Source organism: Chitinophaga sp. CCNWYY40 (assembly GCF_037483205.1).
Classification (GTDB): Bacteria; Bacteroidota; Bacteroidia; order Chitinophagales; family Chitinophagaceae; genus Chitinophaga; species Chitinophaga ginsengisegetis.
This window is the reverse complement of record NZ_JBBHLF010000002.1, coordinates 665,228-681,604: the sequence shown is the minus strand read 5'-3', so window position 1 is coordinate 681,604 and position 16,377 is coordinate 665,228. Positions and strand designations below refer to the sequence as shown.

14 protein-coding genes are annotated in these 16,377 nt (G+C 48.3%); 3 read left to right on the top strand and 11 right to left on the bottom strand.

Features of this window, described 5'->3' with window-relative positions; translation table 11 throughout:
• Position 1: 1 nt before the first annotated feature.
• Both V7S65_RS08410 and V7S65_RS08405 read right to left on the bottom strand, forming a co-directional pair.
• The gene (locus V7S65_RS08410) at positions 2-778 is read right to left on the bottom strand and encodes an acyl-CoA desaturase (protein WP_079471872.1); all 777 of its coding nucleotides are present in this window, start codon (positions 776-778) and stop codon (positions 2-4) included.
• 112 nt (positions 779-890) lie between these two features.
• Complete coding sequence (locus V7S65_RS08405) at positions 891-2,534, bottom strand: ABC transporter substrate-binding protein (RefSeq protein WP_336388564.1); 1,644 nt, start codon at positions 2,532-2,534, stop codon at positions 891-893.
• Between the two features lie 45 nt (positions 2,535-2,579).
• On the opposite strand from V7S65_RS08405, the gene V7S65_RS08400 reads away from it, so the two are divergent.
• A complete protein-coding gene (locus V7S65_RS08400) occupies positions 2,580-4,211 on the top strand; it encodes a M1 family metallopeptidase (protein ID WP_336388565.1) in 1,632 nt (543 codons plus the stop codon).
• A 53-nt stretch (positions 4,212-4,264) separates the two neighbouring features.
• On the opposite strand, the gene V7S65_RS08395 is transcribed toward V7S65_RS08400, so the two are convergent.
• Together V7S65_RS08395 and V7S65_RS08390 are read right to left on the bottom strand one after the other, a co-directional pair.
• Positions 4,265-4,924 (bottom strand): NADPH-dependent F420 reductase, encoded by a 660-nt coding sequence (locus V7S65_RS08395; protein ID WP_079471869.1) that lies wholly within the window; start codon positions 4,922-4,924, stop codon positions 4,265-4,267.
• 206 nt (positions 4,925-5,130) lie between these two features.
• The gene (locus tag V7S65_RS08390; RefSeq protein WP_079472474.1) at positions 5,131-5,883 is read right to left on the bottom strand and encodes a menaquinone biosynthetic enzyme MqnA/MqnD family protein; all 753 of its coding nucleotides are present in this window, start codon (positions 5,881-5,883) and stop codon (positions 5,131-5,133) included.
• Positions 5,884-6,025: 142 nt separating this feature from the next.
• On the opposite strand from V7S65_RS08390, the gene purB reads away from it, so the two are divergent.
• Positions 6,026-7,363, top strand: a complete 1,338-nt coding sequence (gene purB / locus V7S65_RS08385; protein WP_079471868.1) for an adenylosuccinate lyase — start codon at positions 6,026-6,028, stop codon at positions 7,361-7,363.
• A gap of 163 nt (positions 7,364-7,526) precedes the next feature.
• Here the strand turns inward: purB and V7S65_RS08380 are convergent, their stop codons facing one another.
• Both V7S65_RS08380 and V7S65_RS08375 read right to left on the bottom strand, forming a co-directional pair.
• Positions 7,527-7,694 (bottom strand): hypothetical protein, encoded by a 168-nt coding sequence (locus V7S65_RS08380; RefSeq protein ID WP_159454397.1) that lies wholly within the window; start codon positions 7,692-7,694, stop codon positions 7,527-7,529.
• Between the two features lie 87 nt (positions 7,695-7,781).
• Positions 7,782-8,132, bottom strand: a complete 351-nt coding sequence (locus tag V7S65_RS08375) for a YraN family protein (protein WP_079471867.1) — start codon at positions 8,130-8,132, stop codon at positions 7,782-7,784.
• Positions 8,133-8,278: 146 nt separating this feature from the next.
• On the opposite strand from V7S65_RS08375, the gene manA reads away from it, so the two are divergent.
• Positions 8,279-9,481 (top strand): mannose-6-phosphate isomerase, class I, encoded by a 1,203-nt coding sequence (gene manA, locus V7S65_RS08370; RefSeq protein WP_111578171.1) that lies wholly within the window; start codon positions 8,279-8,281, stop codon positions 9,479-9,481.
• A gap of 50 nt (positions 9,482-9,531) precedes the next feature.
• Here the strand turns inward: manA and V7S65_RS08365 are convergent, their stop codons facing one another.
• Genes V7S65_RS08365 through V7S65_RS08345 form a run of 5 tightly spaced genes read right to left on the bottom strand, consistent with a single transcriptional unit; the run spans position 9,532 to position 16,304 of the window.
• Complete coding sequence (locus V7S65_RS08365; RefSeq protein WP_336388566.1) at positions 9,532-10,482, bottom strand: NADP-dependent oxidoreductase; 951 nt, start codon at positions 10,480-10,482, stop codon at positions 9,532-9,534.
• Positions 10,483-10,519: 37 nt separating this feature from the next.
• On the bottom strand, positions 10,520-13,123 hold the full coding sequence (locus V7S65_RS08360; protein ID WP_336388567.1) for a polynucleotide kinase-phosphatase: 2,604 nt from the start codon (positions 13,121-13,123) through the stop codon (positions 10,520-10,522).
• A complete protein-coding gene (locus tag V7S65_RS08355; RefSeq protein WP_336388568.1) occupies positions 13,107-14,183 on the bottom strand; it encodes a DNA polymerase beta superfamily protein in 1,077 nt (358 codons plus the stop codon). Before V7S65_RS08355 ends, V7S65_RS08360 begins: the two co-directional genes overlap by 17 nt.
• Complete coding sequence (locus V7S65_RS08350) at positions 14,173-14,934, bottom strand: nucleotidyltransferase domain-containing protein (RefSeq protein ID WP_111578167.1); 762 nt, start codon at positions 14,932-14,934, stop codon at positions 14,173-14,175. Before V7S65_RS08350 ends, V7S65_RS08355 begins: the two co-directional genes overlap by 11 nt.
• Entirely contained in the window at positions 14,931-16,304 is a 1,374-nt protein-coding gene (locus V7S65_RS08345) for a 3' terminal RNA ribose 2'-O-methyltransferase Hen1 (protein ID WP_336388569.1), read from the bottom strand. Before V7S65_RS08345 ends, V7S65_RS08350 begins: the two co-directional genes overlap by 4 nt.
• Between the last annotated feature and the right edge of the window lie 73 nt (positions 16,305-16,377).

Genomic DNA, 16,377 nt, shown 5'->3' with positions numbered 1-16,377 from the left:
ATCAGGCAGCTTTCGCTTTCTTCATCTGCGCTGTAACCATTGCGGGTTTCAGCTTAATGATACCAACGAAGTTCAGCAACTTCATTACCTGGTAGCTTGGATCCAGCTCATACCATTTCTTGGCAAAGTTAGGACTGTCTTTAAATTTGTGGTGGTTATTCTGAAACAGTTCGCCCATCAGTACAATACCCCACGGAGAAGTATTCCTGGAATGGTCGTTGTTATCAAAATTCTGGTAACCATATTTATGTCCGCACCAGTTAACGATAGCGCCCTGTACAGGTCCCATCAGGAAATGGATTGGCAGCAGTAAATAAAGATACCACATACCGGCAGGAACGAATGCTACATAAAATGCTACATAAGCGCCCATCCAGAGGAAACGGGTGATGTTGCTGTCGCCGAATTTATCCATCGCATCCCATTCAGGTAACGGGTCTTTGGTAAATTTAGGATCCACTTCACTGGTACGGGTTACAAAACCATTGTAGATTTTGCGGGTTTGTACCATCATGCCCCAAACGTCTTTGAAGAAGTGCGGAGAATGCGGATCGTGTTCGGTATCGCTGAATTCATGGTGCATGCGGTGCATAACGCCATAAGCTCTTGGAATCAGGTATGATGAACCCTGGAAAAACCAGGTGCTGAAATAAAAGAATCGTTCCCAGAATTTACTGGTAGTATACATCTGGTGAGATGCATAACGGTGTAAGTAGAATGTGTGAAAAAACAAGGAAAAGAACCAATGCACACAAAAGAATATCAGGATCGCCGTCATTTCTATACTTTATAAAGTGACAAATAAGCGCCAAAGGTAAGCTAATTTAGTGGATATCAAGCCAGATTTACTGTTCCGGGTGGTGAAGGAAATGTTAAAATAATTTTAAATTTTAATTTTTCTTTACCCGACGTAACTCTAAGAGATTCATACCGTTACCCGTGAATCCGGAGATGTTTGGCTGTACCAGTCGTACTACCTCATCGTAGAACAGCGGCACTATTACGGCGTCTGCCATGATCAGGTTGTCCATCTCTCGGTATTGAATGTACCGGATGCTGTCGTTGTTTTCCTCCAGGGATGTTTCATAGAGCCGGTCGAACGCCGGGTTATGATAGCGGGTATAATTCGGCGGCGCCGGGTTTTTACTGTAAAACATAGCCAGGTAGCTTTCTGCGTCGGGATAATCAGCGATCCAGCTGCCGCGGAAAAACAACGCCTGTGATTTAGCGGTTTGCTCCAGCAGCAGGCTTTTCTGCACTACTTCCACCTGGATGCGGATGCCAACATTTTCCAGCTCATTGGCCACGTAGTTGGCGAGATCGGCGTAAATAGGAATAGACAACAGCTTGATAACGGGTAGTCCTTTTCCATCCGGGAAGCCGGCTTCGCGGAGCAGCTGCCGTGACATGGCCGGGTTCCAGGGATAGCCCTTTACTTTCTGCGCGTCGAAAGAAGGCAGCCCGGCGGGCACAAATCCTGCTGTGGCGGCGGTGCCTATGCCATTGCGGAGATAGGTCATCATTTTCGTACGGTCGATACCGTAGTTAATGGCCTGGCGCACCTTTTTCCAGCGGAGCGGCGATTCCCTTACGAGTGGATTGGTGCTGTCTGCAAGAATTCCGAGGTATTCTGTATTCAGATAAGAATGTTTGCTCAGCACCATTTTGCCCTCCCACTCCTTCCGGAGTTTGCCTTGTTTGGTGAGCACTTCATCTTTAAAGGAGGCGTCTATATCGTTCATGAAATCCAGTTGTCCCTGGCGGAACAGCAGGAACTCCGATGCTTTGCTTTCGAGGAAGCCTACCTGAACGGCTTCGAGGTAAGGCAGGCGATGGCCGGTGTCATCTGTTTCAAAGTAAGCAGGGTTGCGGTGCAGCACCAGCGCCTGTCCTTCGTCCCAGAGGAAAAAGCGGAATGGCCCGGTACCACAGGGGTGGTTGCGGAAGTCTTTCCCGTATTTCTCAATGGCTTCATGTGGCACAATGGAGCAGTACTGCATACTGAGAATTCCCAGCACCGGGTGGAACGGCCGGTAAAGCGTGAGTTCAAAGGTGGAATCATTCAGGGCTTTAAAGCCGCTGTCGGCGGAGAGCTTGCCGTTGAAGATCCAGGCGCCGGGCGAAGCCGTGACCGGGTCCATGATACGGCGGAGACTATACACCACGTCGTGGGCCGTCATCCGGCGGCCTTTGCCTCCGGGGAAGATGTCGCTGTCGTGGAAGTACACATCTGTCCGGAGATCAAATGTATAGGTGCGGTGATCGGCGGACTCGCGCCACTGTTTGGCCAGCGAAGGGCGGATCACCAGATTGGTGTCGGGTTCCACCAGCGTATTGTATAATTGCTTTACCGCCCATATTACTTCCTGGCTTTTGGCAAATGCGGGGTCCAGGCTGGCAAGTCCGTTGGTGCTGTTATACCGGAATACCCGCAGCGACTGTTCTTCCGGGCTACCGCATGCCCCAAGTAAGAGGCTGCATAACACTGCAAGCCCCCATCTGCATATAACCACCTGACAATAACAACTTTTCATTTGGCAGTAAATTAATATCTTTCAGGTTAAAATATACGAATAAATATGCGCGGCATACCAATGCTTTGTATGGCCCTTCTGGCAACATTAACTGCAGGGGCACAACAGTTCAGCAGGGCTGACACGCTGAGAGGCAGTATTACTCCTCAGCGCGCCTGGTGGGATGTTACCAGCTACGACCTGCATGTACAGGTAAACCCGGACGACAGCACCTTCAGCGGCTTTAATACCATTACCTACCAGGTGCTGAAAACCGATTCCGTGATGCAGATAGACTTGCAGGTACCCATGGTAATAGACAGTGTGGTACAGGATAAGAAGTCGCTCACCGTTACCCGCGACGGCAATGCCTGGTTTATAAAGATGGTGTCGCCGCAGGCAAAAGACAAATCAAAAAAGATTACCGTGTATTACAGCGGTAAACCCCGCAAGGCGTTGAAAGCCCCATGGGATGGCGGCGTGGTATGGGCTAAAGATGAAAAGGGCCGTCCGTGGATAGCCACTGCCTGCCAGGGTTTGGGCGCCAGCATCTGGTGGCCGAACAAAGACACGCAAAGCGATGAACCGGAAGACATGACCATCAGCGTAACCGTTCCGGCGGACCTGACCGATGTATCCAATGGCCGTTTAAAAAAGACCATCGACAACCCCGATGGCACCAAAACCTTTGTATGGTATGTGGGCAGCCCTATCAATAATTATGATGTAGCGGTGAACGTAGGTAACTATATAGAGATGAAAGATACCTGGCATGGTGAAGGCGGCAAACTGGATCTTGGTTTCTGGGTATTGGATTATAATGAAGACAAAGCGCGGGAACATTTCAAAGTGGTGAAGCCGATGCTGAAATGTTTTGAATACTGGTTTGGTAAGTATCCTTTTTATAAAGACAGTTACAAACTGATAGAAGCGCCGTTCCTGGGTATGGAACACCAGAGCGGTGTGGCATATGGCAACAAATACCTCATGGGTTATTCCGGCAGGGATCTTTCCGGTACCGGCTGGGGATTGAAGTGGGACTTCCTCATTATCCATGAGAGCGGCCATGAATGGTTTGGTAACAGTATTACCAGCAAGGACCTGGCAGACATGTGGATCCATGAGTCTTTCACCAACTATTCCGAAACCCTTTTTACTGAATGCCAGTATGGACATAAGGCCGCGGAGGAATATGTACAGGGTATCCGTAAAAATATCTTAAATGATGTGCCCATCATTCCTCCCTATGGCGTAAACGCAGAGGGAAGCGGTGATATGTATTATAAAGGCGCCAACATGCTGCACAATATCCGGCAGATCATGGAAGACGACGAAGCCTTCCGCCAGTTGCTGCGCGGGCTGAACAAAACATTCTACCATCAGACTGTGACCACGCAGGAAATAGAACAGTATATGAGTCAGGTAGTAGGTATGAACCTCAGTAAAGTGTTTGACCAGTACCTGCGTCATACTACCATTCCTACGCTGGAGTACCGTTTCAACGGACAACAGATCCAATACCGCTGGGTATCTGATGTAAAGGATTTTAATATGCCGGTGAAGGTGAAGCTGAGTGATAACGGGTTTAAGCTGATATACCCCGGAACGTTATGGCGGAGTTCCAATATTACTTTAAGTAACCTGAAGAACTTTGAGGTAGATAAAAACTTCTATATAAATTCCAAACAGGTAAAGTAAGTACACGGATATATAAGAGAGGGATCAGCTGATAGCTGGTCCCTCTTTTCATTTTATCGTTTCAGCAATTTGAAGGCATGACCGGTGCTGTCGTTCAGAAAGCCGTAGGCAGCCCATAAAATAGAGAGTGGTTCTATGCTGCGGCTCATTTCTATCTTTCCCATATCAGCCACATCGAGCCAGCCAATCTGGTGCAGCAGGTTGGTCACTTCCCGTTTGGCATCGTTGTTATTGCCGGCGATAAACATGGTGGGGGCTCCTTCTTTGAAATCCGGGAGCAACATTTTTTCATGGCCTATACAGCTGAGTGCCTTTACCACATTGGCATCCGGAGGCAGCCAGGCTTGTATTTGTTCCCCTGCCGAGTTATTATGACCGATGGTGAAGGTGAGTCGTCCGCTTTCATCGGGGCCTTTGCCATCGAGTGGATTGGTAACATCCACAACTGTTTTGTTTTTGAAGTTCCATATTCCGGCGGCTTCAATGGCTTTTTGGGTACCGGCCCAGCTGGTACAGATCAGCAACAGTTCCCCGAATTCGGATGCCTGTCTGAAAGTGCCGGCCATTGCCTGTTTGCCTTGCTTTTTTATCCATTGCTGCAGGGATTCCCTCGCGGGGTTACGGGTACCGATTGTAACATGATGTCCTGCCTGAATAAGCCCTTTACCAAGGGTTAATCCTACAGGACCGCTTCCAAGGATACCGATTTTCATGAGCGTAGATTAATTTAAGCAGATGATTGTGCGAATCATGAAGATACTTAAAAAAGCAGAAAGGATAAAGTGATGCTTTATCCTTTCTGCTTTAAATATGCTTTGCCAATGCTTCGGATATGCTTAGCGCATGCTTTACACATGCTTAGGACATGCCTTTGACATGGACTTTATACGGAGGTGACGTGGAGGGGACGTGGACTTGATCATACAACCCGCTCCTGTAGCAGGTATCCGAGGAATTTTTGCATGCCCTGTCGCTTCGCCGGCGTTAACGGATAACTGATATTATGAATATAATAAGTGGTAAGATCGTATACTGCGTAAGGGTTTTCGGCTACTACCGCCGGAATATTCTGAATTCCGATACCCGTGGCGTTGTTAAACTCCGTTATAAACGCTGCCGGCAGTTGTTTGTTACTGATCCAGGCGGCGAAAACAAACGGCAGGCTGGTAAAACGCACCCAGTTTTCTGCGAGGTCATATATATATGGCGATACTTTGCGTTGTTCCAGGGCGCGGTCGCCAATCACCAGGCCGGCATCAGTTCCTTTGATCTTGTCCTGGTAATCCCCGTTGGTATCTACAAACTCCACACCAAGCTTCCAGTATTCATGTACCAGTACTTTGAGCAGCGCTACAGAAGTGCGGCTCTGGTAATCCAGGTAAATACGTTTTATTTCATTTAAAGGCACCTCGCTGTATAAACAAACAGATGCCACTGGTCCTTCGGCTCCGATACAATAATCTGCTATGATATGATATTCCTTTAATTTAGGAATAATGGCTACCGGCACAAGCGCTACGTCTACCTCTCCATCTATCAGCTGCTGGGCTATTTTAGCGGGATAATCCATCGATAATTCCATCATCTCCATCACCGGATGATTCCTGAATCCATACAATAAAGGCTTCGTATTCAAATAACTTACAGCCGCAACTTTTACTTTCCGTTCCAATTTCAGTAATTTTGAAGCTGCAAAAGTAATTAAATCCCGGTTAACAAGTTCCAAATGAATAATTGTGGTCCTGTAAATCAGGATTTAGGGAGAACTTGCAGCCATTCAAACATGTTAATAGTAATACTGGAATACATACATTATGCAACTACAACCTTTAACTGCCATTTCTCCGCTGGACGGGCGCTATCGCAAGCAACTGGACGAGCTGGCCAATTATTTTTCTGAATTTGCGTTGATCCGTTACCGTGTGATGGTAGAGGTGGAATATTTTATTGCGCTCTCCGAGCAGAAGCTGTTTACGCTGCCGAAAGCCAAGTTCCCCGCCCTGCGTAAAATTTACCAGGAGTTCACCATCGAGAACGCGCAACTGATCAAAGACACAGAGAAAATTACCAACCACGATGTAAAGGCAGTTGAATATTTTCTGAAGAATGAATTGAAGAACCTGGGTTTGGAAGACAAACTGGAGTGGGTGCATTTCGGTCTTACTTCACAGGATGTAAACAATACCGCTACCCCGCTGTTCTGGAAAGACGCCATAGAACACGTGTACATGCCTGCACTGGCCAATATGATCCTGGAGCTGAAGAAGCTGGGATTGTCCTGGATGAAAGTACCGATGCTGGCACGTACCCACGGTCAACCAGCCTCCCCTACCATTTTGGGTAAAGAGATCCTGGTGTTTGTAGAACGGTTGGAAGGACAGGTGAACCTGCTGGGACATATTCCTTTCGCAGCGAAGTTTGGCGGCGCTACCGGTAACTTCAACGCGCATCACGTAGCTTTCCCCAAGATCAACTGGGAAAAGTTTGGCGAGAAGTTCGTGAATACCACGCTGGGCCTGCAACGTATGAAGTATACCACGCAGATTGAGCATTATGATAATATCGCTGCTCAATTTGATGCGCTGAAACGAATCAATACAATCCTGCTTGACTTCTGCCGTGATATATGGACTTATATCTCTATGGATTATTTCAAACAGAAGATCAAGAAGAATGAAGTGGGCTCTTCTGCCATGCCGCATAAAGTGAACCCGATTGATTTTGAGAACGCAGAAGGCAACCTCGGACTGGCGAATGCCCTGTTTGAGCACCTGAGCGCCAAACTGCCCATTTCCCGCCTGCAGCGCGACCTGACCGATTCCACGGTATTGCGTAACCTCGGCGTTCCGTTTGGTCATACCCTGCTGGCTACCAAATCTATTCAGAAAGGACTGAGTAAACTGATCCTGAATGAAGCCAAGCTGAAAGACGACCTGGAAAATAACTGGGCGGTTGTAGCAGAAGCCATTCAAACTGTATTACGTCGTGAAAACTATCCACAGCCATATGAAGCACTGAAAGAGCTGACCCGTGGCGGAGAACAGATCACGCAGAAAAGCATGCATAAATTTGTGGACGGACTGAAGATCAGCGCTGCCCTCAAAAAAGAACTGAAAGCCATTACGCCACACAACTACACCGGTTTATGGTAAGCATAAAACATAAAAGCTCCGTCTTGTAAGACGGAGCTTTTTTTTTACTTTCTGACTCCCGAAAGCAACTTCCTGTGATCAATGCGTTTAGTAGCGTAATAGCCGCGGTTAAACAAACGCTGTCAAATGTGTATTAATTTTTACTCCCCTGTTTCTTTCTTTGTTACTGGTATCGCCGTTGTTCATCTCTCCTGTTGGTATAAATAAAGTGCCTGCACAGGTCGCGCTGACCATTGCACCAGATCTTTTCAGAGAAAATGTTTTGCCTGAAATCTACCGGGATACCGGGGGTATATAACAACTCAGGGGTAGGTTCTAAAAGCTGGTACAAAGATATATAATATCATAGTATTAAAGAATAATCACAGGCATTTTTTTGTTAATAACTGGTTAACGATCTGAAGCGGGAAACCCGCGTTCAGAACACATCTTTCAGGTGTTCCAACTCATAATTTTCTCCTGAAAATGTGATGGCAATAATATCAAACCGGATGGCTGCCGGGTTAAGGTTATAATACAGGAGATAGTCGGTTGCCACGCTGCGGATATGTTCTTCCTTGCGGGCGTTCACGGCTTCTTCGGGCCAGCCAAAGCGATCTGTACTGCGTGTTTTTACTTCGATGAAATAAATCTGTTCGTTTTTCCGGGCGATGATATCTATTTCCTTCCTGCCGGATTTCCAGTTTACATGCAGGATGGTACAATACCGGCTAACATAAGCCTGTGCAATTGATTCGCCCTGTTGCCCCAGGGACAGATGATTGGCCATTTGCTATTGGGTTTGGGTATTACAAACAACTGCCTGAATAATTTACTTCCTGGTGCGGGGGAATTATTTACGGTTAACACCTATTTTTGCAGGCATATAAAATTATCGATTCTCTGCTATTTAACAAGTAAAACAGATTACTATATATGAACTTATTCAGACTGGAAGGAAAAGTACAGCATTACGCATGGGGCGGATATAACTATATTCCTGAGCTGTTGGGAATTGCCCCTTCAAATCAACCCAGTGCAGAATACTGGATGGGCGCGCATCCCAGCGCTCCGTCCACTATTACTACCGCCAGCGGCCAACTGCCGCTGAATGAGCTGATTGGCCAGGACCCGGCCAACATTACCGGTCCGGCAGTATGGGAACGGTTTAAGGAGCTGCCTTTTCTTTTTAAGATCCTGGATGTAAAAGACATGTTATCTATCCAGGTACACCCTACCAAAAGTGAAGCGGAGAAAGGATTTGCAAGGGAAAACGCTGAAGGTATTCCTTTGAGCGCGCCAAACCGTAACTATAAAGACGATAACCATAAACCTGAAATTATGGTGGCCCTGAGTGAGTTCTATCTCCTTCATGGCTTCCTGCCACATGAACAATTACTGAACGTGCTGAAAACCGTTCCGGAATTTACTTCACTGGTAAGCATATACGAAAAAGAAGGTTATTATGGCCTGTATAAAAATGTAATGGAAATGCCGCAGTCGCTGGTGAATATCATTCTCCGCCCGCTGACAGACCGCATGATCCTTCCATACAAATCCAACAAGCTGTCGAAAAACGATCCTGGTTTCTGGGCTGCCCGTGCGGTTTTGAATGATCCTAACAGCAGGGAAAAACTCGATCGTGGCATCTTCTCTATTTACTTCTTTAATATCATGCAGGTACAACCCGGCGATGCAGTGTTCCAGGACGCCGGCATTCCACACGCTTACCTGGAAGGCCAAAACGTAGAGCTGATGGCTAATTCAGACAATGTGCTGCGTGGCGGTCTTACCCCGAAACATGTGGATGTACCGGAACTCCTGAAGCATACCCGCTTTGAAGGGGTGCATCCGAATATCATTAAAGGCGATGTAAGCGCAGATGGACTGGAAAGAATTTATCCTTCCCCCGCTCCGGACTTTGAGGTGAGTAAAATTGATCTTACTGCCGGACAGGTATACAAGCATACCGCCAAAGCTGCGGAAATACTGATTGTAATGAAAGGCAACGTTACTATTAAAGGCGAGGATACACTGACTTTGCAAAAAGGACAATGTGCTTTTACAGCCTATGGTGCCACTTATGAAATCAGCACTGATGGTGAGGCGGAGTTGTTTAAGGCAACGGCTGGAGTGTAGTGTAGGAATGCCTCCGGCGCGTAATTTTAATACGCACCGGAGGCGTTTACTCAAATAACGATTACTGTTTTTCCCTTCCCTTTCGCCTGGCGGCTCAAGGCAATAGCAGCCGGCACGTCTTCCAGTTTAATTTTATTTTCCACGGGGATTGTAAGCGCACCCCGGTCAATGGCCAGTGTTAAGGTATCCAGCGAAGCGGCGCTACCTTGTGTTTCAAAGTTGCCTCCGCGGAGATTCCTGTCTTTCAGGGCATTTTCTTCTGCTACAAATTGGGTGGTAAATGCAGTGCCGCCGGGTTTCAACAGATCCAGGTTTGCCTCAAATCCGTCTGTTTTACTTACCAGGTCGATCAGCCCATCGAGTCCTCCAGGGAACTGTTCTTTTACCTGTTCGGTTAATGGCGCTTCTTTATAGTTAATAGTTATTGCAGCGCCCAGTTTCTTCATTCTTTCAGCGCCGGCTTCATCTGAAACGGTGGCAATTACCTGTAAACCCTGCGCAGCAGCCAGTTGTACCGCAAACGAGCCAACGCCCCCGGTGGCGCCGTTGATCAGCAGTGTATTTCCTTCCTGGAGATCCAGTTTATCCAATAGTTGCTGGGCGGTCATGCCGGCAGTGGGTACCGCGGCAGCTTCAACGGCCGACAGGCTGGTTGGCGCTTTGGTAATCCCTGATTTTTCAGGCACGATGGCGTATTCGGCATAAGAGCCTTCGCCGATGGGCGAATGAATAAACTGACCGTAGATCTTATCGCCTGCTTTAAACCGGGTAACGCCCTCTCCCACTTCTTCCACGGTGCCTGCACCATCTACGCCCATGATGAGCGGAAACTGGTGTTTGGTTTTCCCGTCGTCCATAATGCCATCAATCATTTTCCAGTCGAACGGATTCATCCCCGCTGCGGCTACTTTTACCAGTACAGTGCCTGGTCGTACTGCAGGTTTCGGCAGGTCCATCACCACAGGAATGTCTTTGAATTTTGATACGGCTACGGCTTTCATAATTATGTTTTTTTAATGTAGAAAGATGCTTTCATGGTTACAGTCTCGGATCCACCGGTTCGCTCTCCAGCGCTAAAATACCAAATACGCATTGATGTACCGCCTGCAGCGATGCATTATTTACAAACCGGTCGAGCCCTTCGAGGCCCAGTGCGAATTCACGCAATGCCAGGGAGCGTTTGCCCGACAGCTTGCGGCTGCGCAAACGGTGCAGGTTTTCCGGTGCGTCGTATTCAGGACCGTAAATGATGCGCAGGTATTCTTTTCCGCGGATCTTTACGGCGGGCTGGATGAGTCCTTTTTCATCCCTGGCCATAAAGGTGGATGGTTTGATCACCATACCTTCGCCACCGGCGGCGGTAAGATTTTCCCACCAGGTGATGGCTGCTTTTTCGCTGGTCTCATTCCCTATTTCCACTTCCAGGAAAGGGGTAGCAATCAGTAATTGTTCATCACCAGCGCAGATATTTTTTATGGCAGACAGATGCCATTCATGGTCTTTATCGAAATACGTTTTGCCTTCCGTGGCCATGATATGAAACGGCGCCAGCTTATAATCGTCCAGCGACTCCACCGGCCAGCAATACTGGCGGTATGCCTTTACGTAACTGCTGGTTTGTTCGAGACGGCGGGAGTACTTTTCCAGCAACGCCTGCGCAGGTACACCCTGTGTAATGGCCTGCTGCAACGCATCCACCACTACGGGCAACGCCTGCCCTGCGGCAGTGCCAACGGCTGCGTACTGGTTTTGCAGTAATGCCTGGGCTTTTGCGCTCCAGGGCATCAGCTCTGCATCCAGGCATACCCAGTCGGTTTCAAAGGTTTCGTAAAAGCCGGTGCTGATCAGCGCTGCGTTGATGCGGGCTATGAAGTGCTGCTCCGTTTGCTTATCGCTGAAGAAGCTGCGGCCCGTTCTCGTATATACCACACCGTTACCTTCTTCTGCAACGCCAAAGCGTTTTATGGCTGTGGCCTCGTCGCGGCAAACAATTACCACTGCGCGCGAGCCCATATGTTTCTCTTCACAAATTACTTTTGCTATACCTGCTTCTTTATAATATTGCAGGCCCTCCGCAGGATGCTCCAGCATTCCTTCTTCCCGGCTCGTTTCAGCGGGCGACATGGTGGGTGGCAAATATATGAGCCACCTCGGGTTGATAGTAAAACGGCTCATGGCTTCCAATGCCGCAATGTTGTTCTCTTCCCGGATAGTAATGCTATGACTATAGTTTGTCTGCAATATTTTCTTCCCGATAAAATCTTCTATGTCCAGCACGTTATCGTACTGCTGCTCCAGGCTTAACGCGCTTTCCAGGTTGTAGCCAATGGGACGGGCAGGCTCGGCGTACTGCTCCTGTGCGGGTACTGACACCAGTATCTTTTCAGGGTAACGCAGTGCGGTAAGCGTAGCGCCAAATACGCAACCGGTATCTATGTCGATGGTGTTGTTTAAAAATTTAGCTTCCGGAACCGGTGTGTGGCCGTATACCACCATTGCTTTGCCCTTGTATTCCAGCGCCCAGTTATATCTTACCGGCAGGCCGAATTCATCTGTTTCTCCGGTGGTTTCACCGTACAGGCAAAACTCTCTTACTGCGCCGGAGCCACGCCCCTGCATGTTTTCCTTTAACCCGGCATGTGCTACCACCAGTTTACCATCGTCCAGTACATAATGACTCACGAGGCCATCCAGGAACTGTTTCACTGCCGCAAGGAACTCCGGTGTTTCACCTGCCAGCTGGGCTACCGTTGCTTCGAGGCCGTGCCGTAACATGACGTTCTTTCCATTCAGGTAGCGGAGCAGTTTGGCGTCATGGTTGCCCGGTACGCATAGCGCGAGACCATTGTTTACCATGTTCATTACCAACCGCAGTACCTGTGGCGACTTCGGACCACGATCTACCAGGTCGCCTACAAACACGGGTTTGCGGAAACGCGTGTATCCATCTGCGTTAGTAGTGAGCGGTGCGCTGATCAGGGTATAGTTTTCTTTATCTACTTCGTAGCCCAATGTACCCAGCAAGGTACACAGCTCATCGTAGCAACCGTGTACATCTCCTATGATATCAAAAGGTCCGTGTTCATCTTTCTTATTATTGTACAACGGGTTACGGGTAACGGTTTCCAGCTGTTCCACCTCTTCCGGCGAGTGCAGTTCAAAGATGTGACGGAAACCTTCGTCCCGGAGGTAGCGGACACCGCGCCGGAGCTGGCTGATCTGTTGCGGGATCACGTGCGTACCGAAGTTACGGTCGCTCCGCAAGTTGTTGCGCTCCTGGCATACTTTCTCCGACATATTGAGTACAATGGCCACCGGGAGTACATGATACTCGCGGGCCAGCCGCACCCATTCCTTGCGCGCTTCCGGCTGCACATTGGTGGCGTCTATCACGGTGAGCAGCCCCAGCTTCAACCGTTTAGCGGCTATAAATCTAACTACTTCAAAAGCATCGGCGGAAACCGCCTGGTTGTTTTCATCATCGCTGATCAACCCCCGGCACACATCCGACGAAACAATTTCGGTGGGCTTAAAAAAGTGGCGGGCAAACGTGGACTTACCAGCGCCAGATGGGCCGATCAATAATACCAGTGATAATTCCGGTATGGAGATATGTGATAATTGTCTATTTCTCCGGGACATAAAATTCGTCTCTTATTCTGATTAACAGGCTGGCGGCCAGCTCCGGGTCCGGGTGATCCGGAAGATCGGAAGCGGCATACAGCTGTTCCATGTCATTTAATTTTCGGGTGGCCATATCCAGCAGTTCGTCGTATGTAAACTCACCGTTGCGGATACGAAGCAGAAAATCGCGGTCGTTACGGTACACCCGTACTTCCTTGTATCGTGCAATCTCTTCAGCCATTGTGAGCAGGCGGAAGGTATGCATCATGTGCTTGCTGTCGTAGTCTGCGCCCAGTTCCCGGTTATGTTCGTAGCGGGCTTCGTTCCGAAGCTCCACCCATTCCCAATAAGATGCAAAGTCTTTACAATACACCGTATAGCCGTCTTTGTTAAACTGCATAATCCCCAACGGGTCCGGCCCTTTCGGGATGCTGCTGAGTTGTACATCATTCGCATCTGCGCCGGAGAAGATCCCTTTAAAGGTAACGCCGGCTTCAAACTGGCTGGTATGATACAACGCGTATACATCCCGGAAATGGTCTATCCGTGCAAGGCCGCAATCGTTTTGCGAGAGGTTGTTTTCGTGTAGCCACTCCCGTAAGGGAACACTGCGGCTGCCCGCAATTACGTAGCAAAATTCAGTTACGTCTTTCCGTTCTGTTCCGTGCGACTGATTGATTTTTTTATTCAGTCCTTTTGCTTTCTTTATCTGCGTTTTGGCGTAGCCTGCAAAAGTTTCCAGGCATAGCTTCGACAGGAAGTCTTTAGGCTGAATGAGGTTCATCAGCGGATGCCGGAACAATTGGTTGCCATTTGCAGTACTCAGCAGTTCCAGGATATTGGGATTGTTTTTATCCAGCAGTTCCAGGAAGCGCTTTATTTCAAAGTATACTTCATCATTGCTTTGATTGGCTACCTGCGGGGTGTAGGTCATCCCATACAGTTCGCTTTGCGGTAATATGAATACGCCTTTGATATCTGTGTCTGACGTGGGTACCTGCAGGTTATACGCCTTGCTGCCGCTGATGCATTCCAGCAGGATGTACTCCCGTTGCTGTTGCAGTGCTTCAAAAGTCATACGAAATATATTTCCGGAAAAGCATATCCAGTTCTGCAGTATCGTTCTTTATGGCCGGTAATTCTGCTGCCTGCATTCTACAATCTTCCAGGGTATATGCCATCCACTGGTGCAGTACAGGATCAGGCGTTACCGTGGCTTGCTCATCCGCAGTGGCTTTTAATTCCAGCAGTTTATCGACGATAGCCTGAATAGCATTATCTGTAATTAACGTACGTAACGGTTCCAGCTCCATCGGCGGCACACCTTTACCGGCAAGGATCCACTGGCAGGCGAGCATTGGGCGCAATACATAAAAGTACTTCTTCAGCTTGATGGCTTCTCCCTGTAATTCGTTGGAGAAAACATTGAAAGCCATAGAGAGGTAATGATGACAACCTGAGCGTGGTGAAAAGTACTTTTCCATCAGGCTTGTCATTGTTTGTTTAAAATCCGTTTCTTCTTTGTAGATGATGGGCGACTGTAACCATTCGTACAGCGGGGCATTGGATTTCAGGAACAGCTGTAATCCTTTGCGTATATCCCATCCGCTTACATCCAGCACTTCATCTACCGGTAATTCAATTACATCGCGTGGTTCAGTGATACTCAGGTAGCTATCCCTGTGACGGGTATAAATATAGCGCACATCGTAGTCGCTGTCGGGAGAAGCAAATCCCCATGCGCGGCTGCCGGATTCGCAGGCATACAATACTTTTACCTGATGCTGTTGTTCCAGTTCCTTTATTTTCTCTAATATAATGTCTCTCATAATGATCGTTTAAACAAGGCCAGCTGGCTGGGTCCGCCCAGTGTTTCATCTATTTCTCCAAGTGGCCTGAAGGATACAATATAACCAAATTGTGCGGCTACGCGGTTGGCCCACGTTTCAAATTGTGCGCGTGTCCATTCAAAACGGTGATCTCCATGCCGGAATGCGCCAGCAGTAAGCTTTTCATACATCACATTATATTCTGCATTTACCGTGGTAATGATCACATGTACAGGCCGTGCGTATTCAAATACTACTTTTTCCAGTGCCTGGAGGCGGGATTCGTCCAGGTGTTCAATCACTTCCACCAGTACGCCGGCATCAAAACCTTCCAGGCGTTTATCCCTGTACGTTAGTGATCCCTGGATGAGCTGTATGCGGCTACGCTGCATTTCGGGGAGGCGGTCGAGCTTCACTTTATCCTGTGCAATTTCCAGTGCGCGATAGCTTACATCCATTCCCAGGATCTTTTTGAATTGTGATTTCTCCATCAGCAGGCGGAGCAGTTTCCCTTCCCCGCAACCCATGTCTGCTACCGTGGATACATTTAGTTCCAGGAGTATATCCCTTACCGTTAGCAGGCGGAGGTCATGCAGTTTTACTTTGTCTTTCGCCGGTTTTTCCTCTGCGGGTAGTACTTCGTCTTTCATGATCAGCTCCAGTGCCTGTTTGGCCAGTGGTGCAATGTTGCGGAGATAGCGGCGGGTAATGAGTTCTTTGGCAGGATGATTATCCAGCCAGCCCTCTCCTTTCTCCATCAGCTTTTCTATTTCATGGCCGCCTACGAAATAATGTTTGTCGTTGTCGCAAACCGGCACCAGGATATACAGTTGTTTCAGGATTGTTTTCAGCGGCAGTGTATGGCGGAGGGTTACATTGAAGTAACGGCTCTGGCCCCATGCGGGATATTGTTCATCCAGCAGGTGTGCCTGCACATTCACTTCATAGCCCAGCGGCTCAAAGAACTGGCGCAGTAAAGGTTCGCCGCCCTTCACCGGTAAAACAGACAATCCAATTTCAAACGGAATGGCTTCATCCACCAGGTGTGGCTTGTCTTTACAACGGCCATTCATGGCAGTGGCATAAGCCTGTGATATAGCCGCGCTCATAAACGACGAGGCTACGTATGGACGGTCGTTTACATATTGTTCCAGTGCAAAGTCGTGGCCGTTCCCGTTTCCGCGTACCAGTCGTACCGGATCAATGTCCAGCAATAACGCGGCGGTGCAGGAATGGTCTGTTGCTTCCGGGTAAAAGATGTGTGCACTCCCTGCGGTCAGTTCAACGGTTTGTACTTTTGCGGGATGTTTATGCAACAGATAGCCCAGGTCTGTGGCGGGGTAACGTTTGGTGGTAATAGTTAATAACATCGGTCAACTGCATTTCTTCACTTAAACATTCATTTTATATTTATTATGGTGCCGAAGATATTATTTTTTGTGT